At 53.0% G+C, this 25,844-nt stretch carries 19 protein-coding genes and 1 pseudogene; 19 read left to right on the top strand and 1 reads right to left on the bottom strand.

Annotation, left to right across the window (positions count from 1 at the left end):
• The first annotated feature begins 173 nt into the window (after positions 1–173).
• Positions 174–560 carry a DUF6124 family protein gene (locus tag ACMXYH_RS09905; protein ID WP_415766974.1) on the top strand — a complete coding sequence of 129 codons (387 nt, stop codon included), beginning with the start codon at positions 174–176 and terminating at the stop codon, positions 558–560.
• A 33-nt stretch (positions 561–593) separates the two neighbouring features.
• Entirely contained in the window at positions 594–860 is a 267-nt protein-coding gene (locus ACMXYH_RS09910; protein WP_415766975.1) for a hypothetical protein, read from the top strand.
• 360 nt (positions 861–1,220) lie between these two features.
• Here ACMXYH_RS09910 and ACMXYH_RS09915 read toward each other — a convergent pair.
• Positions 1,221–1,414, bottom strand: a pseudogene (locus ACMXYH_RS09915) (NADP-dependent glyceraldehyde-3-phosphate dehydrogenase); the annotation flags it as partial.
• 174 nt (positions 1,415–1,588) lie between these two features.
• On the opposite strand from ACMXYH_RS09915, the gene ACMXYH_RS09920 reads away from it, so the two are divergent.
• The 17 genes from ACMXYH_RS09920 to ACMXYH_RS10000 all read left to right on the top strand — a co-directional run bounded on the left by ACMXYH_RS09920 (position 1,589) and on the right by ACMXYH_RS10000 (position 25,782).
• Complete coding sequence (locus ACMXYH_RS09920) at positions 1,589–3,001, top strand: TolC family outer membrane protein (protein ID WP_129437112.1); 1,413 nt, start codon at positions 1,589–1,591, stop codon at positions 2,999–3,001.
• A 133-nt stretch (positions 3,002–3,134) separates the two neighbouring features.
• Positions 3,135–5,273: a type I secretion system permease/ATPase gene (locus tag ACMXYH_RS09925; protein ID WP_415766976.1), complete on the top strand. Its 2,139-nt coding sequence runs from the start codon at positions 3,135–3,137 to the stop codon at positions 5,271–5,273.
• Between the two features lie 95 nt (positions 5,274–5,368).
• Complete coding sequence (locus tag ACMXYH_RS09930; RefSeq protein ID WP_415766977.1) at positions 5,369–6,784, top strand: HlyD family type I secretion periplasmic adaptor subunit; 1,416 nt, start codon at positions 5,369–5,371, stop codon at positions 6,782–6,784.
• Positions 6,785–6,811: 27 nt separating this feature from the next.
• Positions 6,812–7,258: a hypothetical protein gene (locus ACMXYH_RS09935; RefSeq protein WP_415766978.1), complete on the top strand. Its 447-nt coding sequence runs from the start codon at positions 6,812–6,814 to the stop codon at positions 7,256–7,258.
• Between the two features lie 28 nt (positions 7,259–7,286).
• Positions 7,287–8,054 carry a hypothetical protein gene (locus ACMXYH_RS09940; protein ID WP_415766979.1) on the top strand — a complete coding sequence of 256 codons (768 nt, stop codon included), beginning with the start codon at positions 7,287–7,289 and terminating at the stop codon, positions 8,052–8,054.
• 11 nt (positions 8,055–8,065) lie between these two features.
• Complete coding sequence (locus tag ACMXYH_RS09945) at positions 8,066–8,293, top strand: hypothetical protein (RefSeq protein ID WP_129437106.1); 228 nt, start codon at positions 8,066–8,068, stop codon at positions 8,291–8,293.
• 97 nt (positions 8,294–8,390) lie between these two features.
• Positions 8,391–9,008, top strand: coding sequence for a hypothetical protein (locus ACMXYH_RS09950; protein WP_415766980.1), 618 nt, complete (start codon positions 8,391–8,393; stop codon positions 9,006–9,008).
• Positions 9,008–10,120 (top strand): hypothetical protein, encoded by a 1,113-nt coding sequence (locus tag ACMXYH_RS09955; protein ID WP_415766981.1) that lies wholly within the window; start codon positions 9,008–9,010, stop codon positions 10,118–10,120. Before ACMXYH_RS09950 ends, ACMXYH_RS09955 begins: the two co-directional genes overlap by 1 nt.
• Before the next feature lie 229 nt (positions 10,121–10,349).
• Positions 10,350–10,961, top strand: a complete 612-nt coding sequence (locus ACMXYH_RS09960) for a hypothetical protein (protein WP_415766982.1) — start codon at positions 10,350–10,352, stop codon at positions 10,959–10,961.
• Between the two features lie 151 nt (positions 10,962–11,112).
• Positions 11,113–11,715, top strand: a complete 603-nt coding sequence (locus tag ACMXYH_RS09965) for a hypothetical protein (protein WP_415766983.1) — start codon at positions 11,113–11,115, stop codon at positions 11,713–11,715.
• A 160-nt stretch (positions 11,716–11,875) separates the two neighbouring features.
• Positions 11,876–12,490: a hypothetical protein gene (locus tag ACMXYH_RS09970; RefSeq protein WP_415766984.1), complete on the top strand. Its 615-nt coding sequence runs from the start codon at positions 11,876–11,878 to the stop codon at positions 12,488–12,490.
• Positions 12,491–13,035: 545 nt separating this feature from the next.
• Positions 13,036–19,119, top strand: a complete 6,084-nt coding sequence (locus tag ACMXYH_RS09975) for a S8 family serine peptidase (RefSeq protein WP_415766985.1) — start codon at positions 13,036–13,038, stop codon at positions 19,117–19,119.
• Positions 19,120–19,422: 303 nt separating this feature from the next.
• Entirely contained in the window at positions 19,423–19,974 is a 552-nt protein-coding gene (locus tag ACMXYH_RS09980; protein WP_256657655.1) for a hypothetical protein, read from the top strand.
• 1,508 nt (positions 19,975–21,482) lie between these two features.
• Positions 21,483–22,367 (top strand): TauD/TfdA family dioxygenase, encoded by an 885-nt coding sequence (locus tag ACMXYH_RS09985; protein WP_129437101.1) that lies wholly within the window; start codon positions 21,483–21,485, stop codon positions 22,365–22,367.
• Positions 22,364–22,927, top strand: coding sequence for a hypothetical protein (locus ACMXYH_RS09990; RefSeq protein ID WP_149631793.1), 564 nt, complete (start codon positions 22,364–22,366; stop codon positions 22,925–22,927). Before ACMXYH_RS09985 ends, ACMXYH_RS09990 begins: the two co-directional genes overlap by 4 nt.
• Positions 22,928–22,935: 8 nt before the next feature.
• A complete protein-coding gene (locus ACMXYH_RS09995) occupies positions 22,936–24,369 on the top strand; it encodes an amidase (protein ID WP_149631792.1) in 1,434 nt (477 codons plus the stop codon).
• Positions 24,370–24,396: 27 nt separating this feature from the next.
• Positions 24,397–25,782 carry a KamA family radical SAM protein gene (locus ACMXYH_RS10000; RefSeq protein WP_129437098.1) on the top strand — a complete coding sequence of 462 codons (1,386 nt, stop codon included), beginning with the start codon at positions 24,397–24,399 and terminating at the stop codon, positions 25,780–25,782.
• Positions 25,783–25,844 lie beyond the last annotated feature (62 nt).

A 25,844-nucleotide genomic window follows, 5' to 3' on the forward strand; every position in this document is an offset into this window, starting at 1 on the left:
CGAATATTAACCACTTATAATCATTTTTTTGCACAGATGTTCACTTGTTTGATTAACAAAGTTAAATTTATTATTAATGTATTTACCTCTCTAATAACACGCGTACAGTAAGCAGCCTTGTCCCGGCTGGCAGTGTGGGACTTGCATTTTTTAACTTTGCAAGGAGCTCTGTTATGAAAAAATCAGTCACCAAATCCGCGGAATCACCAAACGATTCCCCCAACGACACCGTCGACTCATCCAGTCCCGCCAAAGTCACCGAACAACTCGTCAGCGTGCCCCTGCGCAATCACACACTTCCCAAATCCACCAACTATTTCTTCGCCGTCGTTCCGGATGTCGACACGGAATCCCTGCTCTGTCACGCCTCTGAAACCCTCGCCTCCCTGAGTGTCATGGCCACCGATCTCGCCCGTGAACTGGAAGGCCCGCGTCGCCATGTCATTGTAGGTATTCAGCAACTGTCCGCGCTGGGCGAATTGCTGGTCAATCGAGCGCTGGACAACCTGGAACCGCCCCGGGGATCGTCTGAAGGTCGTCCAACTGCCAACGCTGAATAATCGTGTGCCTTTACCCAATGGAGGTTTTTCATCATGGATCGATACATGCCTATCACTGGCATCGACTGCAACGTCCCATCATTGCTGATCGACACTGAAGCACCACTGGACGTGTTGCATAAAACCGCGGCCTACCGCATTCGTACCGCAACGCAGCTGCTGGAGAACATTGCGTTTGGCGAAGGTGTCCACAGTGAGCTGGCGCGGGTGTTGGTGACTTCACTGCGCGATGGCTGTGATTTGATGGATGTCGTCGGACGACGATTGCAGGGGCAGGTTTCAGTACAGGAAAACAGGTAGTGCCGATCAATTAAGCGGTAACACGATCTGTAGCAGCTGGCGAAGCCTGCGTTCGGCTGCGCAGCAGTCGTGAAACCGGAGCGCGAGGTCTTCCTGAAAACCGCGTCGCCTGATTTCACGACTGCTACGCAGCCGAACGCAGGCTTCGCCAGCTGCTACGGTCCGTGTCGTTCCTTAACTGATCGGCACCGACAGTCGGCTCCTATAGGGCTTCAAAAAAGATGGTTATTTGTTATTAATAAAATCAATGAGTTACGCATTTTTATTGAAGGATCAGCACCGTAGATTTTTCAGATTTACTGATAAAAACATATGAAACTTTCGAAATAAATGAACCGCTCGGGCCGGGTCTGTTTCCATCCCGAGAATCACTTGTTCGTCCCATTTTCGCCGGCCATGTAGACCGGGCTGCGGACCACGGCGAGGGGGCCGTTCCAGGTTTTCAGTTCACCGTCGACGAGGTATTCGCGTTGCTCGGTCTCCCCGTCGAGGCGGTATTTTTCCGGGATGTCGCGAGCGTGAGAGAACAGGTTGCCAAGGATGTTTTGGGTGATGCGGATAAGGGGGTTATCGCCACTGCCGTGAGGTCAAGGCGTGCGAGCAGGGCTTTTTTCGAGATGATGGCTAGTGGCTACAGTTCGGTCTTGTTGCTGCCTTGGGCTCGGCGTAGGATGCTCGCCCTGATCAGCATGGCTGAATCGTTTTACCAGAACGCGACATGGATTGTTATGACTCACCCCACCCGCTTTTTTACACCGCTGCTCATTCTTACGATAGTGACGATCCCGGTTATTGCCGATGCAAGTCCTGATCGCGCCGATTTGTTGGGGGTTTACCGTCAGGCGGTTGAACACGATGCTCAGCTTTCTGCGGCGCGCCATGATTACCAGGCTCGACGCGAAAGTGTTCCGCAAGCCCGGGCCGGGTTACTGCCCACGCTCAATGCGGGGAGCACGGTGGAGTCGGTGCGCCTGCAACGTGATGAGCCCGGCCTGACCCGCACCCGCAGCACCACGGTATTTCAGGCTAATCTCAACCAGCCACTGTTTCGTGCTGATCGCTGGTTTCAGCTCGAAGCCGCTCATGCCAGTACCGCACAGGCCGAACTTGAATTGGGTGCGAAAGAACAGGGGCTGGTGCTGACAACGGCTCAGGCCTACTTCGAAACCTTGCGTGCACTGGATTTATTGGCAGCCTCCACAGCCGAGGAAGCGGCGCTCAAGCGCCAACAGCAACAGGCCCAGGCGCGTCTGGAGAATGGGGCATCGAGCATCACCGATGTGCTCGACGCCCAGGCCGCTTATGACAATGCCGGCGCCAATCGAAAGCTCGCCGAGCGCAAGGTCGATGATGCGTTTGAGGCGCTGTCTCGTTTGACACGCCAGGAGTATTCGGCAATCGAGGGCATTCAACATCAACTGCCCGTGGAGCTTCCGGTCCCCAACGATGCCAACGAATGGGTCAGCCGCGCGGTACGTCAGAACCTTGCATTGCAGGCCAGCAGCTACGCGGTGATTGCTGCCGAGCAAACCAATCGCCAGCGCAAGGCCGGCTATGCACCGACCGTCGATGCGGTGGCATCCTGGCGCAAGGGCGAAAACGACAGCTTCGGTTATAGCAACCCCACCGACTTCGGGCGTAACGGCTATCGAGGAAATGTCGCGCAAGGCAGCATCGGTCTGGAGCTGAACATTCCGTTGTACGCCGGTGGCATGACTCGCTCGCAAGTGCGCGAAGCGACCGAACGTCTGGCCCAGAGCGAAGACGAGCGCGAAGACCGGCGCCGCGAAGTGGTGCAGAACACCCGCAATTTCTACCGCGCCGTCAATTCCGATATCGAGCAGGTGATTGCCCGCCGACAGACGATTCGCTCCGGCCAGGCTTCGGTCAAGGCCAATCAGGTGGGTCGTGATCTGGGCTCGCGTAATACCGCTGATGTGCTCAATGCCCAGCGCCAGCTGTATAGCGCTGTACGTGAATACAACAACGCTCGTTACGACTACATCATCGATACGCTCAAACTCAAGCAAGCGGCGGGGACGTTGAGTCCAACAGACCTGACCGATTTGGCGATGTACCTGACAAAGGACTACGACGCGGATCGGGATTTTCTGCCGCCTCAGGAGCGCAAGGCGCTCTGATCATCGATTCATACGCCTGAGTGAAATAAATCTCAGACGATGATGTCGTATTGATACTAATTGTTTCGGGTTTGATATAACCTCTTGAAAGATTTATGAATTTATTGCCGCTATGCGGCACGCATGGAAGCTTATGAGTGATCAAGGACGGGGCGCCGAGTCGCCCACGCCAGACACCGGTCTCGTGTGTCTGGTGATGCTGGCCCGGTTTCATTCGGTGGTGGCATCCGCCGAGCAACTGGCTCACGAATTCGCTCCGGCGAATCAGCCTTTCACGCAACGTGAACTGCTGCTCGCCGCACGCAAGTTGGGACTCAAAGCCAAATCGGTCAACACCACCATCCCCCGTCTGGACCGTACGCCGTTACCGGCGATTGCGGCAAATGTCGACGGCACGTTTTTCATCATTGCCAAGCTGGACAAAGGGAAGGCGCTGATTCAGGACCCGCGATCGGAGCGTCCTGAAGTCATCACCTTCGAGGCCTTGGCGGCGCGTTGGACCGGTGAGTTGGTGCTGGTGCGTTCCGAGGCCGGGTTGCCGGGTGAAACCTCGCGGTTCGACTTCACCTGGTTCATTCCCGCCATCGTCAAATACCGCAAGTTGCTGGGCGAAGTGCTGCTGGTGTCCTTTGCCTTGCAGCTGTTTGCGTTGGTGACGCCATTGTTTTTCCAGGTGGTCATGGACAAAGTGCTGGTGCATCACGGTCTGACCACCCTCGATGTCATCGCAGCAGGGTTGTTGGGCATCATGATCTTCGAGTCCGCCTTGAGCGGTCTGCGCAGCTACGTGTTTGCCCATACCGCGAGCCGTATCGACGTGGAGCTGGGGTCGCGATTGTTCCGGCATTTGATCAACCTGCCACTGGCGTACTTTCAGGCGCGGCGGGTCGGTGATTCGGTCGCCCGAGTGCGTGAACTGGAGAACATTCGCAGCTTCCTCACCGGCAACGCCATCACCTTGTTGCTGGACGTACTGTTCTCCGTGGTGTTCGTCCTGGTGATGTTTTATTACAGCGGTTGGCTGACCCTGATCGTGCTGCTGTCGTTGCCGTTGTACGTGTTGGTCTCGTTGCTCATCACGCCACTGTTGCGTGCCCGGTTGCAGGACAGTTTCACCCGTGGCGCCGAGAACCAGGCGTTTCTGGTTGAGACCGTGAACGGTATCGACACCGTGAAATCCATGGCTGTCGAGCCCCAGGCGATCCGCAAGTGGGATAACCAGATGGCGGCTTATGTCGCTGCCGGTTTCAAGACCCAGACCTTGTCCACCATCGCCAACGAAAGTGTGTCGTTGATCGGCAAACTGGTCACGGTAGCGACCCTCTGGCTGGGGGCTCGATTGGTGATTGATGGTCAGCTGTCGGTGGGTGAGCTGATTGCCTTCAACATGCTGGCCGGACGTGTCAGCGGCCCGATCATGCGCCTGGCGCAGTTGTGGACCAGCTTCCAGCAAACCGGGGTTTCGGTGCAGCGTCTGGGCGACATTCTCAACACTCGCACCGAGCTGTCCCAGGCCACTCGTAGTGCGTTGCCGCCACTGAGGGGGCAGATCGAGTTCGACCAGGTGCATTTCCGTTATCGTGCCGACGGCTCGGAAGTCTTGCGCGGGGTCAGTCTGCAGATCGCGGCCGGTGAGGTCATTGGTGTCGTGGGGCGTTCCGGCTCCGGCAAAAGCACTCTGACGCGACTGCTTCAGCGCCTGTACGTGCCCGAGCGCGGACGGGTGCTGGTCGATGGCATGGACCTGGCACTGGCCGACGTTTCCTCCCTGCGCCGGCAGATCGGCGTGGTGTTGCAGGACAACATGCTGTTCAACCGCAGTATCCGCGAAAACATCGCCCTGACCGATCCGGGCGCGCCGCTCGAAGCGGTGATGCATGCCGCCACCATGGCTGGCGCTCATGAATTCATTCTGGAGCTGCCCGAGGGCTACGACACCATGGTTGGCGAGCACGGCACCTCGCTTTCCGGCGGCCAGCGGCAACGGGTGGCCATCGCCCGTGCCCTGATCGGCAACCCGCGGATTCTCATCTTTGATGAGGCCACCAGCGCGTTGGACTATGAGTCCGAACGGATCATCCAGCAGAACATGCAAAGCATCTGCGCCGGCCGCACGGTGATCATCATCGCCCACCGATTGTCGGCGGTTCGCGATGCCAATCGCATTCTGGTGGTCGACCGCGGGCAAATCGTCGAGCAGGGTAGCCACGCCGAATTGCTCACGCATCAGGCCGGCCACTATTCGCGTCTGCACCGTATGCAACAGGGCTGAGCAGCCCTTCATTCACTCGTCATTGGTTTGTCGACCGCGCCTGATATCGGGCGCGGCGGCACTCACTGTATTCCGGATTCAAGGACCGATTTCCCATGAGCGCAACGCCTTCGTTATTGCAGCGTTACCGCCACGCTTGGCGAGACTCCTGGCGCCAGCGCAAACAGATGGACAGCGTGCAGCGCCTGCCACATGAAGCGCAGTTTCTTCCCGCCGCGCTGGAGTTGCAGGACACCCCCGTGCATCCGGCACCGAGAATCTTCGTCTGGAGCATCATGGGGTTCGCCGTGTTGGCGTTGCTGTGGGCCTGCATCGGCAAGATCGAAGTGGTGGCCGTGGCCTCGGGCAAGATCGTTCCGAATGGCAAAACCAAGCTGATTCAATCCAGCGAAACGGCGGTGGTCAGGGCGATCCATGTCAGTGATGGTCAGGCCGTGAAAGTCGGCGAGCTGTTGGTCGAGCTCGACCCGACGGCGGCGGACGCCGACGTCAGACGGATTCAGAGTGACCTGCTGGCGGCCCGTATCGACAGTGCCCGTAGTGCAGCGATGCTCGATGCGATCAATCAGCAAAAGCCACCGGCATCGCTGATCGGAGCGATTGCCAACGCCAACCCGGAGCAGGTGCTCAGCGCCCAGCGCTGGTTGCAAGGGCAGTATCAGGAATACCGCAGCAGCCTGGAACTGGTCGACGCGGAAATCCTCCAGCGCAGCGCCGAAATCCAGTCTGCCCAGGCCCAGGTGGCCAGTCTGCGACAAACCGTGCCGATCGCCACGCAACTGGCCGAGGACTACCAGCGGCTGTTGGCGCAACAGTACGTGGCGCGTCATGAATACCTGGAAAAGGAACAGGCCCGACTGGACCTGCAACGTCAGTTGAGTGTGCAGCAAGCCAGCGTGTTGCAATCCACCGCCGCCCAGGGTGAGGCGCGGCGTCGGCGCGAAGGTGTCGTTGCACAAAATCGCCGCGCCATGCTCGACCTGCAACAAGAGGCCAACCAAAAAGCCGCGAGCCTGGTTCAGGAACTGGCCAAGGCCCGCTATCAGGAAACCCTGACCAGCCTCAAAGCCCCGGTGGACGGCACCGTCCAGCAATTGGCCATTCACACCGTCGGCGGCGTGGTCACACCGGCCCAGCCGTTGATGGTCATCGTTCCCGCGGACCAACCGGTAGAAGTGGAAGCGATGCTGGAAAACAAGGACGTCGGTTTCGTCCGCGCCGGACAGCCGGTCACGGTCAAGGTCGAAACCTTTACTTTCACCAAATACGGCACCGTCGACGGCGAAGTGCTCAGCGTCTCGAACGACGCCATCGAAGATGAAAAACGTGGGCTGATTTACAGCAGCCGTATTCGCCTGAAGTCCGATCATCTGTTGGTCAATGGTCAGCGAGTGGCGCTGTCGCCGGGGATGTCGGTGACGGCGGAAGTGAAGACGGATCAGCGGCGGGTGATCGAGTACTTCCTGAGTCCGTTGCAGCAGCATATGGATGAGAGTTTGCGAGAGCGTTGATCGTTGCTGCAAAGGAGGAGCGTGCGAGTGATGCGGTTATTGAAGTTTGTATTGGCGGCGATCGGTTTTCTTACCGTGTTGAAGTATGGCGTCATCACCTTATTGGGCGTGACCTTTGATCCCGATGAAGAGGTGACTATCAAGGTTTATCCCTCGCCGACTGGACAGTACAGCGCCGCCCATGTCTCCCGCTCGGGAGGCGGGGTAGCTCCATTCTGTTCTGACGCGGTGGTCGTATTTAACCGCCTGTTGGATGTAAATGACGTGGTTAAGAACGACAACTACCAGGTTTATTCGAGTGAGTGCGGCAGCTTTTTTGATCACGCGCTCTCGCCCAACGTGCAGTGGGAGTCTGATGACGATTTGCGAATTGATGTTGCGATTGGGGAACCGCGGATATTTAGCCGCAAGGTAGATCTACGCGGGACGGATGCCTCGGGGAACGTGAAGGTCAGGTTTGCCGCTTATCGTTGAAGGCGTTTTTTGAAAGTGTGAGGTTTTTGTGAATATCAAGAAGTGGCTATTAAAAACGTGTGTTTGTATGTGGCAATTTTTACGCATTGTTTGTGGCGTTGTCCTGCTGGGTGCTTTTTTATATTTCATATATCTAATGGTTGTTTCCCCAAGGGGCTCGGAGGGCTTGGAAGAAAAGGCGGCGCAGCCGATATGTGGTCGACTCTCCGGAAAGACGCTAGTAGTTCCTCGAAGCTATGTTGTTTTTTGGGCTGAATATGAAGGCGAGAGCACCTGGGATAAAAATACGTTCCATAAAAATACTGGGTGCGACGCAAATTTTATTTCTTTACCTATGGTAGTAACTTGGCCAAGTTTTCAATCGGTAGATCACTCAAAATATTTTAGAGATGGCCTCGGGTTCGATGGTTTGGAAGTCGTGGTTACACCAATGTTCCACAATGAGTTTTATTTGCGTGCACGACGAGATGCCTTTCTTGGAAATGCGACAGGTCTACAGGTAGAGGGCGCAAGTTATATTGATGGTTTAGGGCTTTATTTGGTGAAGCGACGAGATAATACGTTTCCTGAGATTCTGAATGAATATTATTGGAGCGAAGAAGAAGGCGAAGTTCAAGCAGTATTTGAATGTTTGGGTAATCACAAAGATGTGGGCGTTTACAGTTGTCGGGGCGAGTTTCTGCTTGGTCAGTTGGATGCGCTGATCAAGATTGGCTTTACCCCGGAAAAGCTAAGCGACTGGAAGAGTATTGCGGTTTTAACAAAAGAATTTGTTCTGTCTAAAGTAGCTAACTAGGGAGTGTTTTTATGACTCAGGGATTAACGGTTGTAGAGTTGGATCATGCAAAATCCTTACTGAGTTCAGCGGGGCCGGGTGCGATGTACGACTACCTCGCTGCCAAAGGCTACAAATATGCCGTTCTCGCTAACGGAGTTGCAAAAGGCGACTCCGTCGCGGGGGAAGTGGCCATTAACTTCATGAAAATGACTGCCAGCGATGCGGGTCATGTAATGTCTGAGGATGACGTAGCATAACCGGGAACAGACCACGTTTTTTCTGAAACTGTGCAGCGGTAAATCATCGATTTAATCGTGGTCTGTCCCTGCTTTTTCTTTTAATGAAGGATGAGTTATGAGCGGTTCGATTAGGAGGATTTTGTATTGGCTAGGCGGGGGGGTGTCTTTTTTGCTGTTTCTATTCTTCTTGATTCCAGAGCCGAAAGATAATCCGTATATGAAGATTTATTCAGCGTCGAATGGCAATGATTTCTCCGGTTGTGAGTTTTCAGATGGCAAGGGGGCGGGGGTTGTGTTTCGGTTTCAAATGGCTCCTGAAGATTGTCGGTTGGTGGATTATAGTGGTGGTGAAGTTCTCACTATTTCCGTTGAGTATCCCAGCATGAAATTAGTCAGGTCCCAAGTAGGGGGCTCAATAATTACATTCAGAATGTTTCGTGTTTCGGTTCCCCCCTATGACACTACAGCTATTTTTGAGGGGCGCAGCCCTGTCAGAACGTTAAATGGAATGAGGGTTTATCAGTTCGGTGGGTTCGATACGTTTAGGTTCACAGGCGATGATGGGGTGGAGGTGGCTGTTAGTTCGTCGGATAGGAATTTCATCGCTAAGCGGTTGATGGGTGATTTAAGAGTTTCTTATCAGTATGAAAGTGCTGATGATGATTTAAAAAAAATGGATGTTTTCGCGTTGAATTTTCTCAAGCGAATTATTTTTGAAGTAGGTAAGGATTAATGAATACCGTAGATATGGAATCGACACAACTGGCCAGATTGAAGGTGTTGCAAGATAAAAACGATTATCAAGGCATATATGGTTATATGCATGAGGTGGTGAGTCAGCAACTGTCTGTTACGACCGATACTGCTGCTGCTCAGGAACTAAAGACCATCGCTAACTGGCTCGTTGCTGCAAAAAGTATCAACTCAAATGACCATAGCTTTTACAGTGATATGGTTCGCGGTTCTATGAGTTTTGCTGTGGTATCGAAAGGGCGAGTTTTGACAAGTGCTGGTTTTCAAGCAGCGTCAGACTCTCTGGCACATGAAGTGGCAGGTCATGTATTGGCAGGCAAGGGTATTCCGCCATTGGATGTGATCATTAATGCTGATGTAAACTCTGCTGTTGAAAAATTGAAATTGAATAAATGGAACTGGGCCGGCACTATCGGTGATGTGCTACCACCGCCTGCTGGATTGGGGCAGGACTTTGTACAAATAGCCGGTGAGGGGAGGGTTGACTATGCAAAAAATATAACGATTGCACTGTTGCAGAATATGGCAGGTTTGAATCGCTTCTTGGGTAATCTCGATACGCCCTTTGATTCTCTTCCCAATTGGAAGCGAGCGCGGGATCTGAAAGAGTTTTTGGACATTCAAATAGACAGAATATTTGGGAGTCATGATGACGTCATAGTTACTTCTGAGCCCCAGCAACTGGTTCAAATCGACATTAACGCGAACCCGCAACCGCAAACCCAAATTCAGGGCGAAAGCAAAGCCCAGCAAGACGTCGCCAACGGCTACATTCAAAACGCCGCGACGCACAACATCTTCGCCGTCGGCGGGATTCTCAACAAAACCGATTTCACCTCCACGCAAATGGCCAGTCTAGCCTCGGGCGGTATTCGTCCCGGTGAAATGCAACTGAACGGTTTGTCGGCGATGTCGACGTTCAACACTTACGTTGACCCGCTGTTGCTGGATCTGACCGGCAATGGCGTGCACATAACCGACATCCGCGACGGTGTGCTGTTTGATACCGACCACGGAAAAAGGGGACAGATTTATTTTTCTGAATGGTTCTGGCTTCAGAAAATAAACCTGTCCCCTTTAGTGATCGTTTGATGTTTCTTTGAAAGATTTACGGGTGTCTTATCAGTATGCGCGTAAGCATGAAGACATAAGGTCGATGAATAGGTTTGTTATGATCTTTTTAAGCAAGTGTTAGTTGATTAAGGGTTTTATGGGTGAATGGGAAAGAGGACGGATTTATTTTTAGGTCGGCTGTGGGTTTAGAAAATGAATCTGCCGCTTTTATGTTTTTTTTTATTATGAGTTTAATGAAGGATGAGTTATGAGCAGCCCGATGAGGAGGTTTTTGTATTGGCTAGGTGCTGGAATGGCTTTTTTGTTATTTCTGTTTTTCTTGATTCCAAAGCCGAAGGATAATCCATACATGAAGATTTATTCTTCGTTGAATGGTAGTGGCTTTTCAGGTTGTGAGTTCTCAAACGAAAAGCGCCCAGGAGTGAGGTATCGGTTTGATGTCACTCCAGAAGAGTGCAGGTTTGTAATTTATCAGGGCGGGGCTGGTGTTCGATTTTACATCAATTATCCAAATTTAAAAATTGTCCGTGTTGGTGGTGAGAATGAATTTTCTGTTTTCTTTTATATGGAGCGCGTTTCCATGGGCGAGTTTGATGCAGATAGGCATTTGGCAGGAAAAAAACCAATTTCAGTTAGGGACGGAATTGAACTCTATGAGTTTAGCGGTTCTGAAGAAAGGAAGTTCGCTGGGAAAGATGGGGTCCCTGTATATGTTTCGGACTATATAGAGACGATTCGGGCAAGTAGGTTGTACAAATCGGGGTTGTTGGTTTTTTATCAGTACCCAAAGGAGCTTACAGATATCAGGGCGATGGATGACTTCGCTCTTGATGTCTTGCGTAAGATAGTAGTTGAATAAGGAGATTGCTTGTGGCATTGGTAGTGTTAAATGATGATCAAATAAAAGGGGAAAAAGGGGACAGATTTATTTTTCGAAATGGTTCTGGCTTCAGAAAATAAATCTGTCCCCTTTGAAGTTCCTTTGAAGTTAAATTTGTTAAGGGTTAATAATGAGTGGTTATGTAAAGCGATTGCTGTTTTGGTTGGGGGTGGGAGCAGCTAGCGTGCTATTTTTGTATTGCTTGATACCGGAGCCTAAAGATAATCCATATATGGAAATTTATTCGGCATCGAATGGCGATGATTTTTCCGGTTGTGGGTTTTCAGATAGCGAAAAGTCAGGAAGAGTATTTCGGTTTTATATGACTCCTGAAGATTGCCGATTGATTGATTATGGTGGTGATGTTTTTACCATTTCCATTGAGTATCCCAGCATGAAAGTGGTAAAGCCGCGTGTGGATAACTCGGTTGTCACGATTCGAATGTTTCCGATTTTACGTTCTTCTTTTCAAGAAGGTGCATTTTTAGAAGGCGAGACACCTTCGAAAATAATTGAAGGTGTCAAGTTTTACGACTATGGGGGGCTTACTACTCGAACTTTTGACGGAGGTGAAGGCGAAACTGTATTCGCTACAGATCATAAGCGTTTCTGGCTGGCAAAGCGTTTGTTTAAAGATTTACGGGTGTCTTATCAGTATGCAAGTAAGTATGAAGATATAAGGTCGATGGATAGGTTTGTTATGAACTTTATTAAGCAAGTAAAAGTTAACTAAGGGTTTATGGATGAATGGGAAAGAGGACAGATTTATTTTTAGGGCCAGATTTAGCTCCAGAAAATAAATCTGTCCCCTTTAGTGGTCTCTTTAGGGTCGGTTTAGAAAATAAATCTGCCCGCATTTATTTTTTTATTATGAATTTAGTGAAGGATGAGTTATGAGCAGCCCGATGAGGAGATTTTTGTATTGGCTAGGCGCTGGAATGGCTTTTTTATTATTCCTGTTTTTCTTGATTCCGAAGCCGAGGGATAATCCATATATGAAGATTTATTCGTTGTTGGATGGCGATGATTTTTCAGGTTGTGAATTCTCAGGTGACAAACGATTAGGAGTGAAATTTCGGTTTGATCTCACTCCTGAAGAGTGCCGGTTTGTAATTTATAAAGGCAGAAGCAGTGTTCAATTTTCTATCGATTATCCATATCTGAAGGTTGTCCGTGATGGTGGGGATGGAAATAAATTTCCTGTTTATTTTTATATGGAACATGTTTCCAGTGATAATTTCGATGCAGATAGGCATTTGAGGGGGAAAAGACCAGTTTTGGTGGAGGACGGGATTGAGACTTATGAATTTGGCGGTTTTAAAGAAAGAAAATTTACTGGAAAAGATGGTGTTTCGGTATATGTTTCGGACTATGTGAATACGGTTCGGGCAAATCGATTGTACAGGTCGGGATTGTGGGTTTTTTATCAGTATCCAAAGGAACTTACGGATGTTGAGGCCGTGGATAGCTTCGCTCTTAATGTCCTCGGTAAGATAGTAGTCGAATAAGGAGATTGCTTGTGGCATTGGTAACGTTCAATGATGTTCAATTAAAAGAACTGCAGCGATTGTCGGACAAGAAGGACTATCCTGCAGCGTATGAATATATGCGTGGTATCCTTGCGGATGAAACTGCGAAAACCGAAAACTCAGGAAGTGTTGTTGATTTGCAGGCGGTTACTAACTGGCTAACGACGGCAAAGGCTATCAATTCGAATGATAGAGGTAACTTTCTTAATGATCTTGTTCGTGGTTCGATACAGTATTCGATAGCTAAAATTGGTCGTCCGTTAAGCGATGAGGCGTTTCAGGTTGTCTCGGATAAATTGGCCTTCGAAACAATAAATAATGTACTGAAGGGTAGAGGTGTAACTTCGGCTGATATCATCACCGATTTAGAGTCAATCGGTATGGTTAAAGAACTGGGGTTGAAGGCATGGCAATGGCCTGGTGCCTTGGCTGATATACTTCCGCCTCCCGCAGGTATGGGGCGTGACTTCATACAGATTGAGGGTGAAACAAAGTTAGAGTTTGTTCAAAATATAATAAGCTCCATGATTTCAAATATGGCGGGGCTTGAGCGAGTAGTAAACCGAGATTCGGTACTTGATCACAGTCCGTCATGGAAGTTGTGGCGTGAGCTAAATACGTTCGTGGCGGACAACCGTTATAAGATTTATGAAAAAGACGGTGCAGCGGAAGTTGCTCCCCGGAAAGACCTGATCAACATCGACATCAACCCATCCCCCCAACCCCAACAACACATCCAGGGCGAAAGCAAAGCCCAGCAAGACGTCGCCAACGGCTTCATTCAAAACTCGGCGACGCACAACATCTTCGCCCTCGGCGGAATGCTCAACAAAACCGATTTCACCTCCACCCAAATGGCCAGTCTAGCCTCGGGTGGTATTCGTCCCGGTGAAATGCAACTTGATCCCAACGCTCGGCCCAACACCTACCTGTCGAATTTCTACCAAGCCCCAAACAGCACCATGCCGGACTTCAGCCTGCGCAGTGCCGTGACCCTGAACGGTTTGTCGGCGATGTCGACGTTCAACACTTACGTTGACCCGCTGTTGCTAGATCTGACCGGCAATGGCGTGCACATGACCGACATCCGCGACGGTGTGCTGTTCGATACCGATCACAGTGGCACGGTCAAACGCAGTGGTTGGGCGGATCGCAGCACCGGCATGCTGGTGATTGACGATGGCAGTGGCCAGGTCAAAGACGTCAGCCAGATGTTCTCCGAGTATTACGGCGGCAAGATGGGCGTCAGCGGCGCTGCTGGCGAGACGCGGTTCAAGGACGGTTTCGCGGCGTTGGCCAGCGAGGACGCGAACAAGGATGGCGTGATCGATCAGAAGGATCCGATCTGGAGCAAGTTGCGGGTCTGGGTTGACGGCACGCATGACGCGAAAGTCGATGCCGGTGAACTCAAGACGCTGGCCGAGCTGGGCATCACCCAGATTAATGTGCGTGCGGCGGCGTCTACTCAAACCGAAGTGCGTGACGGCAACCGGGTGCTCGCCACCGGTTCGTTCACCATCAATGGCAAAAGCCAGGAAGCGCTGGCGGTGGATTTCCTTGGCGACCCGGTCAGCAATACCCTGACCAATCAGGGCACCGGCACGCGGGTGACCTCGACCACCAGCGGCATCAACAGCAGAACCACTAGCGCTTATGCCAGCCAGAGCACTACGGGTGAAACCCTGGATGCGGCAAAACTGGGCGTGAACAATCTGTATGGCGGCAGCGGCGACGACACCTTGATCGCAGCGCCGGCCGGCGGTTGGCTGGTGGGTGGCGCAGGCAGCAACACCTATAACGGCGGCGTGGGCGATGACGTGTTTGTCATCAGTGCCTCGGACAATCCGGTGAACATCCACGGCAATGGTGGCCATGACACGGCGATTATCGTCGGTGACAAAGGCGTGGTGTTGAACATGGCCCGCGCCGGTCTGACCATCGCCGAGGGTGGTGGCGGCAACGATACGATCATGAGCGGCGGCACCGGCAGCGCCTTCATCAAGGGTGGTTCGGGCAATTCGACGCTGGTGGGTGGGGCAGGCAACGACGTATTGGTCGGCGGCACCGGGCATAACACGATCATTGGCGGCAGCGGCAAGGCGGTGATTTATGCCGGCCCTCAGGGCGACACCATTTACGCCTCCGAAGCCGGCAGCATCATCCATGCCGGTGGCGGCGCCGATAAAATTTACGGCGGCGTCGGCAACGACATCATCGAAGTCGGTCACGGTAACGCGACCATCGACGGTGACGGCGGGATCAACCTGGTGACGCTGCACGGCAACCATGGCGATTACCGCATCACTCGCACCGCGACCGGTTATGAAGTGGCCGACAAGGTCGCCGGGCGTGACGGTACGGTGACGCTGAGCAATATCCAGAAGCTCAACTTCTCGGACATTTCGGCTGTAGATCTGCTGACCCCGAACGCCATGCCAGTGGCGGATGTGCTCACGCTCGACAAGGCCGGCAAGGCCTTCGATCGCACGCAGGTGCATATGATCAGCGCCGAAAGTCTGCTGGCCAACGATCAGCGCCTCAACAGCCAGGGCACGCTGCATATTGCCAACGTGGGTGACGCGGTCGGCGGTACGGTCAGCCTCACCGCCCAGGGTGATGTGTTGTTTACCCCGGATGCGCGTTACACCGGTCTGATCAGCTTCAAATACGGTGTGGCCGATGCATTCGGCAATCTTTCGGCGTCGGTGGTGGACCTCAGTAGCGGGCAGACCGCACCGATGCGGGCCGGTGTCACGTTGCTGACGCCGGAAGTGCCGCTCGATCCGCTGGCGGCCCAGGAGTGGTACCTGAGCGATACCAACGTACTGCCGGTCTGGAAGGACTACACCGGCAAGGGGGTACGCATTGGCCAGTTCGAGCCGGGTGGCCAGTTCGCCACCGCGCCGGAAATCTTTGATATCGCTCACCCCGACCTTGCCGCGAATGTCGACAAAGCCTGGCTGCAGACTCAACAGACCAACGGGACCTTGCCGGGTCTGGTGTCCAACCACGCGACGATGGTGGCGGGTGTCATGGTCGGGGCCAAGAATGGCATCGGCGGAGTAGGTGTGGCCTACGGCGCGACGCTGGGCGGTTACTACCTGGCCGGTAAGGGCGATGACTTGGCGGGGTTGGGGCATATGGTCAGTTTTGACATTGCCAACAACAGCTGGGGTTTCACCAATGACTTCGCCCTCAGCAGTTTTCAGGACGGCACGTTCACAACCGCCACGGCCCTGAGCATGAATGCGCAGTACGCGGCGAGTAACGGCCGCGGTGGCCTGGGTACGATCATCGTCGCAGCGGGCGGCAACAGCCGTGCAACCGGCGGCAATGCCCAGGGTTCGCTGACCAACAACAATCGCTTTTCGGTGGAAGTCGGCGCGATCAACGCACAGGGCGATTTGTCGACCTTGCAGATCGGCTCTTCACCGTTCTCCAACCCGGGCGCGAGCCTTCTGGTCTCGGCGCCGGGCAGCAATGTCGTGTCCACCAGCCACATGCTGGAAACCGAACGCGGTTCCACCTTCGGCAATGACTACACCAGCATGCAAGGCACCAGTTTTGCCGCGCCGATCGTGTCCGGTATCGTCGCGCTGATGCTGGAAGCCAACCCGAACCTGGGTTATCGCGATGTGCAGCAAATCCTCGCGCTGTCGGCGCGCAAGATCAACGACCCGTCCACCCAATGGAGCGATAACGCCGCGCACGGCTGGAACGGTGGCGGTATGCACACCAGCAATGACTATGGCTTTGGTGAAGTCGATGCACGCGCCGCCGTCCGGTTGTCCGAAGCCTGGATGACTCAAAGCACCGGCGCCAACGAGTACGTCTACAGCGCCTCCAGCGGCGCCCTCGGGAAACCGTTGGCGGCGGGTGCGGCGCTGACTTCGTCCATCGCGATGAATGCCGGTCTGAACGTTGAACACGTCGAAATCGACTTTGATGCCCAGGTCGGGCGGCTTGGCGATCTGACGCTCAAGCTGATTTCTCCCGATGGCACGCAGAGCATCCTGCTCAACCGTCAGGGCAAGGTCCCGGACGGCATGCCGGGCGCCAGTGCAACCGACGTCGGCAGCATGCAGTCCGGATCGTTCAAGTACACCTTCATGTCGACCCATGATTTCGGTGAGCGCTCGGCGGGTAACTGGACGTTGCAGGTGACCGATTCGGCTTCCGGTCTACCGGTCACACTCAACACCTGGTCGCTGCGTTTGTACGGCAGCAAGACCACCCCGGACGACACCTATTTCTACACCGACGAATACCTCAAATCGGTGGTCGGGCAGGCCAACCGTGCGGTGCTGGATGACGCGGTCAATGGCGTGGCGGGCGGGCGTAATACCCTCAATGCGGCAGCCGTTTCGGGGGATACCTCGGTCAATTTGCTGACCGGTGTCGCCAGCATCGGCGGCGCGGCGTTGACGGTGAAAAATCCGTCGGGCATTCAGAACATTGTCACCGGCGATGGCAATGACACGCTGGTGGCCGGCAAGGCCGATGCCTTGCTCGACGGCGGGCGCGGCAACAACACGTTGACGGGCGGTGCGGGCAAGGACTTCTTTGTGGTCCATCGCCGTGACGCGGGCAGCGATACCATCAGCAACTTCGAAGCTGCCCGTGGCGAAATCGTCGATCTGGTGGGGTTTGCCGGGAAAAAATTCGCTGATCTGCAGCTGACGCAGCAGGGCGCGGACGTCAAGGTTGACCTGGGCAAGGGCCAGAGCATCGTCCTGAAAAATCAGGCACTCGCTGGCATCACCGCAGCGAACTTCAAGTTCCAGGACAGCTTTGTGGCGCCGACGGCTTACGTCAACAGCGATGCTTCGGCGGTCAAGCCGCAAGAAGGCCTGGGCACCGTGGTGCTCAACGGTGGCGGTAAAGGCGTGATGTACAGCAGCGACGCTCAGGGCAAAACCGTGGCCTCGCTGAACGGCACGATCTACAGCCATGACAGCGCAACTTCGGATGTGTTTGTGGTGGCGGCTCAACCCGGCGCCAAGGATTACAGCAACGCCTTGCGCGGGTTCCGGCATGGCGTCGACAAGATCGATCTGCGTCAGACCGGCGTCACCGATTTCAGCCAGTTGACCGTCGAACACCAGAACCGCGCCACCTTCAATGGCCTGACGCAGATTCATGGTGTGTACGTGACGCGCAGCGCTTCGAACACCAAGCTGTTGTATCTGGATGCATTGGATGTGGCACAGGTCAGTGCCTCGGACTTCCTCTTCGCCGATCATGCCCCGGCTGTGGTGCAGCCCGTCGGACCGGTGCCGCCAGTGGTCGTGCCGCCAACTGTCACCGTGCCGGGTACATTGACGCCGATTATCGATCGCCCTGGCATCGACAAACCTGTGGTAGTCGGGCCGCTGCCGCCGATTGATCTGCATCCGACCATCGTCGTTCCTGACCCGGTACTACGACCTTCGGTCACGATTCCGGACATCAAGGTGCCGGAGACCAAGACGATCGAGCAGATCCTGGCAGAACGGGGTGTCGACCTGAACCCGAAAGTGCCGGAGCACAAAACCGTTGAACAGATCCTGGCTGAGCGCGACGCGAATCGGGGGGGGACGACGCTCCCTGAACGCAAAACCATCGAACAGATTCTCGCCGAGCGCGGTGTCGGTTCCCTCGAACCGTCGAAAGTGCCAGACATCGGCCCGGTCGGACGTGATGTGGGTGGGCGCACGCCGATTGATATTCCGAGCCCACGGCCGATTGTCATCCCGAATATCCCGACGATCGATATCGCTCATCGAGACCTTGATCTCCCGACTCGTCGACCGGTAACCGTTCCTGACGTCATCGGTGCGCAAGATCCTCGGCTGAAGTTTGATGACACGTTCGGCGGGGCCGCAGCAACGGCAGACACCACGTTTGCGTCAATTCGAGACAGAATCCGTGGCGGTTCAACACCTTCGGCAGCGGACCCTATGCCGGTCGCCACCGACCCCAACGTCATGACGGTCAAAGGGTTCTTCGCCAATGTCACCGTGGGGGACGAGAGCAAGACCATCAACGTGGAGGCGTCCAGTGCCAAGGTGGTTGCCGGCAACGGTGACAATAAGGTGAATGTGACGGGCAGTCGGGCCGAGATCACGCTGGGTAATGGCAACAACGTGATTGCAGGCGACGTCAGCAAACTCACGGTCGGCCATGGCAACAACACCATTACCGACACCGGGTCCTTCACGGCGGTGAAACTGGGGGATGGCAATAACAAGGTCCTGGTGAGCGGCAACATGCCGACGGTGGAAGTCGGGCATGGGGTCAACGACCTTGAGTTCAACGGGGGGATGGGGCAGTTGGTGTTCGGTAAGGACATCAGCCCCGATCGTCTGTGGTTCCAGCACGAAGGGCAGGACCTGCAGATCTCGGTCATTGGCAGCATGCAGGAGGTCACGCTGCATAACTGGTATGCCGATACCCCAGAACGTCCACGCGACATCATGACTGGAGATCGCCATCGGTTGTTGGGCAGTGATGTCGAGCACCTAGTCCAGGCCATGGCGTCGTTCGCGCCGGCGGCACCTGCAACCATGACCTTCGGTGCTGCCGAACAACAGGTATTGCAGCCTGTGCTGGCGGCCAACTGGACGTAACTTCACGTTAACCCGGTAACACGGCCCGCGATGGTTATCGCGGGCCTTCGACCGTCTCGTTCGAGACCGGTCATGGCCTCATGAGTCCCCCTTTGTGGCCCCGGAGCCCTCAACGCCAGACCCGGTGAATCATCTATTTGCAGGATTCGTCATTTCTTCTGAAGGACGACAGTGGCTGTGGGCATTCAAAAAAGATGATTTTTTGTGGCCTGTAAAATCAGTAAGTTATGCAACTTTTTTGACATGACCGCGTCATGGGTTTTTCAGTTTTGTTGATAAAAACCTTTGAAATCTTCGAAATAAATGAACCAGCATCAGCGGTTTTTTATGTTGGCCGAAGACGTGGATGGGCTGCTGTCCATAGTGCTTGCTGGTCACCCTAAGCTGCGCAACGACCTGCGCAAAGACAACATGGAGGAAATCGGCGCCCGTACCGACGTGTTCTCGTTGGATGGCATTACTGGCGCGCAGCGCGATTATATCGAATGGCTGCTACGTACCTGCACTGGAAATGAAGACGCCTGCGAGTCGATCCTAACGGACGATGCCATTGACCTGCTCGCGAGTAAGTTACGGACGCCGCTGCAAGTGCAACTGCACTTGACGCTGGCCTTAGAAGCCGGGTATCAGACCGGTGAGCACCCAGTGTCGGTGGCTGTCGTCGAGTCGGTGCTATCACGGCACATCGACGACCTGGAGCCTACGTTGACGCGCAATGGCTATCGCATGAAAGACCTCGTGGAACAGTTAAACGCCAAAGCACACGAGTTCAAAGCACTGTTCAACAACACGCTGGACCCCGAACGGGCGGGCGAGTTGCGCGACAAGATGCTCGCGGCCGGCATTCCCCTGTGAACCTAAAACCGCCCCGGTCATTTGCAGATAGCGTGAGCCAGGCGCGATGAAATGCAAGCCGACGCCGTGGAATGCAAGCTCAGTTGCAATTAATGTGAGCCGGTGGCCTTGGTTGGTTGCAGATAATGTGAGCCAGGAATGTCGTTAAATGCGAGCCGGACTGATTTCAAACGCGAGCCGCTACAGCTAGGTGCAGCAATAGCCTCAGGGGCTATCAGATATCCTGAGGTCAAGATTGCCGCTATTGAGGGCCATCGACTCCCTACCATCTCGATGAATTCGATCCCCTGGATCTGACTTGATACGCCATGGTCTGCGATCAATCCGTTACGATTTTTTCCATTAACGCTCGCAAAGTCGGAACGTCTTCTGGAACGATCACTGATCATTCGATTGGCAAAAAACCTCCCCCCACTAGACGATCAATCAACGAGTCTTTGGCCTTACGCAGGGCATCGGTGTCTAACAGATCTCTGACTGAGTGCATGTGCGTTTCCGTACTCAGTGCATCTCGTTTGATGATTAAGACCACAGATACGCTCACCGTTTGGTTAATCGCATGCAATACAGATAGGGGGGGAAGAAACGGTCCAGATAGTGCAAACACTGCGGGCGAAAAATTCTATCGTTTGAAATTACTATAAAAATCAATAATTTATTTTTAATGTCGTTGTGCCATCTCAGATGCGCTGAATGCTGCTTAACGCTTAATACATCTAATTCGAGAGCGAACTGATGCGCGTCCGGGCAACATGAATTCTCAATGGGTTGTTACTGGTTTGGGGTTGACAAGAAAACCAATCTGCGCAAATATTACCAAATGTAACAATCTGCTCAGATCAACATGGAAGAGTTATCGTGGACATGGCAGTCAAAAAATTAAAACCATCACTTCGTCTCCAATTCGCGAGACCACCTTCCCTAAATACCGGGGTAAGTATCTGCTACCGCCTGCTGTTAGATGTCGTATGGCGGTAAGTATCTAACGATATACCTATATCTGCGTAGTGCTCATGGCGTGCCTTATGCTGCTTGCCAGTATTGTGCTGTCCCCATTTTATAGCACTGCGCGTTAGGGTATGAAGTATTGGTCGGCTGAAGGCAATTTAATATTAAGCTTCTGGCTCTACGCTAGTTTCTGGCGTGGAGTCAAAAGCTAGCCGCAAGTGTTTCATAGATTAGTACTATTTGGTCTGTAGTACTAGTCATTGACGCATGAGTGCTCGGTTTCTCCGGTGAGCTATTGATTGGTTGGTTCAACATTAAATATATTTAATTTTTTCGTGCTTGACCGTTATTAAAGTTGGCGAGCTAGGATAAAGTCTCCTGGGCGGATTAGGGAAGAAGTACTCATTTTTATGAGTGCGTCAATTTTCTGTGTGTTTTTTTTGCATTTTCAAGATTGAAACTGTTTGATGAGGTTAGGAGGTGTCGCACTTGTGCTGAGCTAAAAATAAAATATAACGTGAATATTGAGTTGCACTTACCATTAATAAAAGGAAGTTTATATGGTTGTTGACGAGCGTTTACCTATCCTTGAGAGCACGAATGTAACGGCAGTACGTAGTGCTCTCACAAGTCACGGTGCTGTGATGGTTCGGGCCAAGGGGGCGGGGATGAGTGAGTTCATAGAACTTAGCGATGCCCTTATGGTCCCCATTGTTCATCACGCTACAAATACAATTGAACGTGACCCGGTAAGCAAAGACCCGAGCACATCAACAGTGAATAAGGGAATAGATTCAATTCCCCTTCACCGGGAGGCCTCTTACGCGCCTGGTTGTCCCGATCTCCTTATTTTTTTCTGCGAGAGACCCGCCGCTTCAGGAGGGGAAACGGTCATTTGTGACGGAGCACGGCTTTTGGATGAACTTCAAACTTCAACTCGTGAGTTCGTTGAAGATTTGGAATTGTACTGGAGTTGGGAAGCTCGCCCGGTTCGCTGGCAACAAACATTAGGTGCTCGTACTATTGAAGAAGCCCAAAAAGCGCTTGGCTATCTTGACAATAAGCTTAAACCTTATGAAAAACTCGAATATCACTTTGAAGGTGAAGACTTGCATGGGCGGTTCCGTACGCGGGCGGTAGTGCCTTCATTAACTTCGGGAGTGCCGTCATTTTGTAACTCCTTGATGATTCATGCCTATCGGCCCAAGAGCGATTTCTACGCTCGAGACGACTTTCGCGTGCATCTAGCTGATGGGAGCCCATTTCCGAGCGACATTCTGGCTGAAATTAGAGATGTTGCTGAGCGTGTTTCTCTCAATGTTTCCTGGAATCCAGGAGAGATCGTGGTTATCGACAACTCTCGTTTTATGCATGGGCGCAGGCACTTTGATGATGTCGAGCGCCGGATTCTCCTGCGTATGGGGCAACTTAGGAGTGCGTCATGATAGAAACTTTCGAAGGAAGCGATATTGAACGTCTAAAAGTAGTATTGGATCTTCGTCGCGTGGCATTTGCGGGTAGCCGTCGTGATCAGAGGTCAGCCGATGCATGGTATACCGACGCCTATGACTCGCAATGCCGTCACGTGCTCGTGAGAGATTCGGAGGGCGAGCCAATCGCATCCCTGCGAATGGCATTAACCGGGCATTGGCCAATAGAAGACCGATATAGTGGAGCCCTGGATAAGGAGAGGGGAGTAGAGTTTGGCCGCTTGGGAGTTGCACACTTCCAAAAAGATGGTAAACGCATCCTTCATGAACTTGTCGTTTCCGCCAGTCGAATATGTGTCGAGCTTGAGAGGCCATTTATATATGGTATGACCATCGCTCCGTTCTGGACGGCCCTCAAAAAGGCAGGTGTTCCACTTACTGTTCTTTCCGACACCATCCACGCCTATGGCGAGGAGCAGAACGTCATCCTTTTCGATGCACGCAAGCTCATTGCTTTTTATGATGCGATACAAGCTCGCCGCTTAAGTGTTTCTAATGGCGAATATAGGAAGTAACTGGTGTGATGAAAGAAGAAATCAAGGAATCTGCCATCGAGGTTCAGAAACTTCTACGTAGAAAGTTTCCGCAAGCAAAGGGTAGCCTACTCGAAACAACACATCGCCTTCACACTGGAGAGATGTCGCCCTTGGAAGCGACCCAACAAAGTCTGGATCGAATTGAGCAAGCAAATGAAAGTTTAAATTGCTTTGTGACGGTTGGACGGGAGCAAGCTGAGGCACATGCCAAGTCGCTCGGAGGCGAGGTTAGCGAGGTAACTCCGCTCCTCTGGGGTGTGCCTGTATCGGTTAAGGATCTTACTCCTACCCAAGGACTGATCACGACTTTTTCATGCAAGGCCTTCGCCGATTATGTTCCTGAAAAGGACGCCCCGTTGGTGGCTGCGATGAAAGCTGCAGGCATGACGATAGTAGGAAAAACAAACACCCCCGAGTTTGGTATTTTGCCCGTCACCGAATCGGAGCTTAACGGTGTCTGTCGTAACCCGTGGTCTCTCGAGTCCAGCGTGGGAGGCTCCAGTGGCGGGGCGGCCGCAAGTGTAGCTGCAGGACTGACTTCGGTTGCACATGGAAGCGACGGGGCTGGCTCGCTGCGGATCCCGGCATCTTGCTGCGGTGTTTTTGCGGTTGCATTACCCCATGGAAGACTCCCGGCACCTGCGCGACCGGCTCTGGGTCGAGGTCCGCTGGATGGGGTGATCAGCAGAACAGTCGCGGACTCACTTTATTATTTGGCTGGTATGAATGCTATTACTGGCGAAGAGTTGGCATTGGCTGTAAACGAAGCGCCTACGTCTCCACCGGTATCAATAATTCTAACTTGCGCGCCGCCTATTGAGTGTACGGTAGATTCGGTTTGCGAAGCGGCGGTATACCGTGCGGCCGAGTTACTAGGCGCTTCTGGCTATCGGATCTCGGAGCGTAAATTAGACTGGTCGGATGAGCGCGTCCTGGGCGATATGATGCTACTGCGCAGTACGATTCCGGTAGCTTATGGCGACCCATCTTCCGAACTACTTGACCGTACTACGCGTGACGCGATCACCCTGTCGGAGAGCGTCTCGGCCCTCGAGTTCCACCGTGCGTTTGTACGACTGAACAGCTATGCCGAGCGAATTTTGCGCCTTTTTGGCGAGAATGAGATTCTGCTGACTCCCGTACTGGCACGCCATTCGGTACCGCACGGCTGGATCACCGAACCGACAGATCCATACGACGTCTTTAGGCGATCTGCCGAGTTTGCACCCTTCACCGCCTTTGTGAATCTTGCGGGCTTATGCGCCGTGTCCGTGCCCCTTGGTTGGACAGAGGAGGGTATGCCAATTGGCGTGCAGCTAGCTTCTCGACCAAACAATCTGGCCCGGCTGCTTGGCATTGCTGGTCAGCTTGAGCAGCTCGCGCCGTGGGCTGACAGCAAACCCCCTGTTTTTTTCGCATGACCTAACTTGAACAAAAGGATTTTGTCGATGCTTAATCTCATTCAGGCCGCTGTTGAAAACGAGCCCAAGAAGCTACGTTTTTACAACGCTTCGCATCTGGATGCCCTGACCAAACGTGCCGGACTGTCCGATCAGGATCGTATCCTTGTACGCGCGGTAGCCGCTGTTCTTCCGTTTCGCGTTAATGATTATGTAATTGATGAGCTGATTGACTGGAGTGCCGCTCCAGACGACCCGATATATAGGCTCGTCTTTCCGCAGCCGGATATGCTCCCCTTTGAAGATATTAAGCCCATTGTGGAGCTTCTTACTCGTGGAGCGCCTACCAGCGAAATTCAGAAGGCAGCATCAAATGTTAGAAAGAAGCTAAATCCGCACCCAGGTGGTCAACTGGATCTTAATGTCCCATTATTGAATGGCGAACGATTCGACGGGATTCAGCATAAATATCCAGAAACTGTCCTATTCTTTCCGAGCCAAGGTCAAACATGTCATTCGTACTGCACCTATTGCTTTCGTTGGGCGCAATTTGTGCAGGAGCCAGACTACAAGATATCATCGCGAGAAATTGAAAGTCTCTGTGAGTATCTACGCCAGCACCGCGAGGTTACAAGTGTTCTCATAACCGGGGGGGATCCGATGGTGATGAGCGCGGAAAAACTTTCAAAATATATTGACCCAATCATTAATGATCCTGAGCTTAGTCATATTGAGTCTATTCGAATTGGTACGAAGGTTTTATCCTACTGGCCTTACAAGTTCTTGACTGACTCCGATGCTGATGAAATGCTTGAGCTTTTCGAGCGAGTGGTCAATAGCGGAAGGAACTTAGCGTTTATGGCGCACTTTACGCATCCTAGGGAACTTGAGACCAAGGCAGTTGAGCAGGCGATTCAGCGTGTTCTTGCAACAGGAGCGACCATTAGAACTCAGAGTCCTATCATACGGGCGGTTAATGACTCCGCCGACGTTTGGACCTCCATGTGGCGCAAGCAAGTACGCTTGGGGATGCTTCCTTACTATATGTTTATTGAGCGAGATACTGGCCCGCGAAGCTATTTCGAAGTCCCATTGGTTCGCGCATATGAAATTTTCACTGAGGCATATAGAAATGTTTCTGGACTATGCCGAACTGTTCGCGGCCCGGTAATGTCGGCAACACCTGGAAAAGTCGCCTTTGATGGCTTGATGGAGATCAACGGAGAGCAATATATGGCGCTCCGCTTCCTCCAATGCCGAGACCCGTCCTATGTGAACAGACCATTTCTAGCTCAATATGATGCCGACGCCTGCTGGGTCGATGACCTGAAACCTGCGCTGCTTGATATGGGGGCGTCCCCATGGTCTCAGATGCATACGAAGAGTCGTCGGGATTTTGAGTTCGAACAAATTGGTAACAGTGGGAACGACTGAGTTCTCTATGCTTTAAATCGCTAGCTATCGTACAACACCGAAAAGAAATGTAATGTAAAGTC

The sequence above is a fragment of the Pseudomonas frigoris genome, assembly GCF_047758635.1.
Taxonomy (GTDB): Bacteria; Pseudomonadota; Gammaproteobacteria; order Pseudomonadales; family Pseudomonadaceae; genus Aquipseudomonas; species Aquipseudomonas frigoris.

Coding starts and splice junctions, on each gene's coding strand:
- ACMXYH_RS09905 (WP_415766974.1), top strand. CDS start 174: ATGAAAAAATCAGTCACCAAATCCGCGGAATCACCAAACGATTCCCCC.
- ACMXYH_RS09910 (WP_415766975.1), top strand. CDS start 594: ATGGATCGATACATGCCTATCACTGGCATCGACTGCAACGTCCCATCA.
- ACMXYH_RS09920 (WP_129437112.1), top strand. CDS start 1,589: ATGACTCACCCCACCCGCTTTTTTACACCGCTGCTCATTCTTACGATA.
- ACMXYH_RS09925 (WP_415766976.1), top strand. CDS start 3,135: ATGAGTGATCAAGGACGGGGCGCCGAGTCGCCCACGCCAGACACCGGT.
- ACMXYH_RS09930 (WP_415766977.1), top strand. CDS start 5,369: ATGAGCGCAACGCCTTCGTTATTGCAGCGTTACCGCCACGCTTGGCGA.
- ACMXYH_RS09945 (WP_129437106.1), top strand. CDS start 8,066: ATGACTCAGGGATTAACGGTTGTAGAGTTGGATCATGCAAAATCCTTA.
- ACMXYH_RS09950 (WP_415766980.1), top strand. CDS start 8,391: ATGAGCGGTTCGATTAGGAGGATTTTGTATTGGCTAGGCGGGGGGGTG.
- ACMXYH_RS09955 (WP_415766981.1), top strand. CDS start 9,008: ATGAATACCGTAGATATGGAATCGACACAACTGGCCAGATTGAAGGTG.
- ACMXYH_RS09960 (WP_415766982.1), top strand. CDS start 10,350: ATGAGCAGCCCGATGAGGAGGTTTTTGTATTGGCTAGGTGCTGGAATG.
- ACMXYH_RS09965 (WP_415766983.1), top strand. CDS start 11,113: ATGAGTGGTTATGTAAAGCGATTGCTGTTTTGGTTGGGGGTGGGAGCA.
- ACMXYH_RS09970 (WP_415766984.1), top strand. CDS start 11,876: ATGAGCAGCCCGATGAGGAGATTTTTGTATTGGCTAGGCGCTGGAATG.
- ACMXYH_RS09975 (WP_415766985.1), top strand. CDS start 13,036: ATGATTTCAAATATGGCGGGGCTTGAGCGAGTAGTAAACCGAGATTCG.
- ACMXYH_RS09980 (WP_256657655.1), top strand. CDS start 19,423: ATGAACCAGCATCAGCGGTTTTTTATGTTGGCCGAAGACGTGGATGGG.
- ACMXYH_RS09985 (WP_129437101.1), top strand. CDS start 21,483: ATGGTTGTTGACGAGCGTTTACCTATCCTTGAGAGCACGAATGTAACG.
- ACMXYH_RS09990 (WP_149631793.1), top strand. CDS start 22,364: ATGATAGAAACTTTCGAAGGAAGCGATATTGAACGTCTAAAAGTAGTA.
- ACMXYH_RS09995 (WP_149631792.1), top strand. CDS start 22,936: ATGAAAGAAGAAATCAAGGAATCTGCCATCGAGGTTCAGAAACTTCTA.
- ACMXYH_RS10000 (WP_129437098.1), top strand. CDS start 24,397: ATGCTTAATCTCATTCAGGCCGCTGTTGAAAACGAGCCCAAGAAGCTA.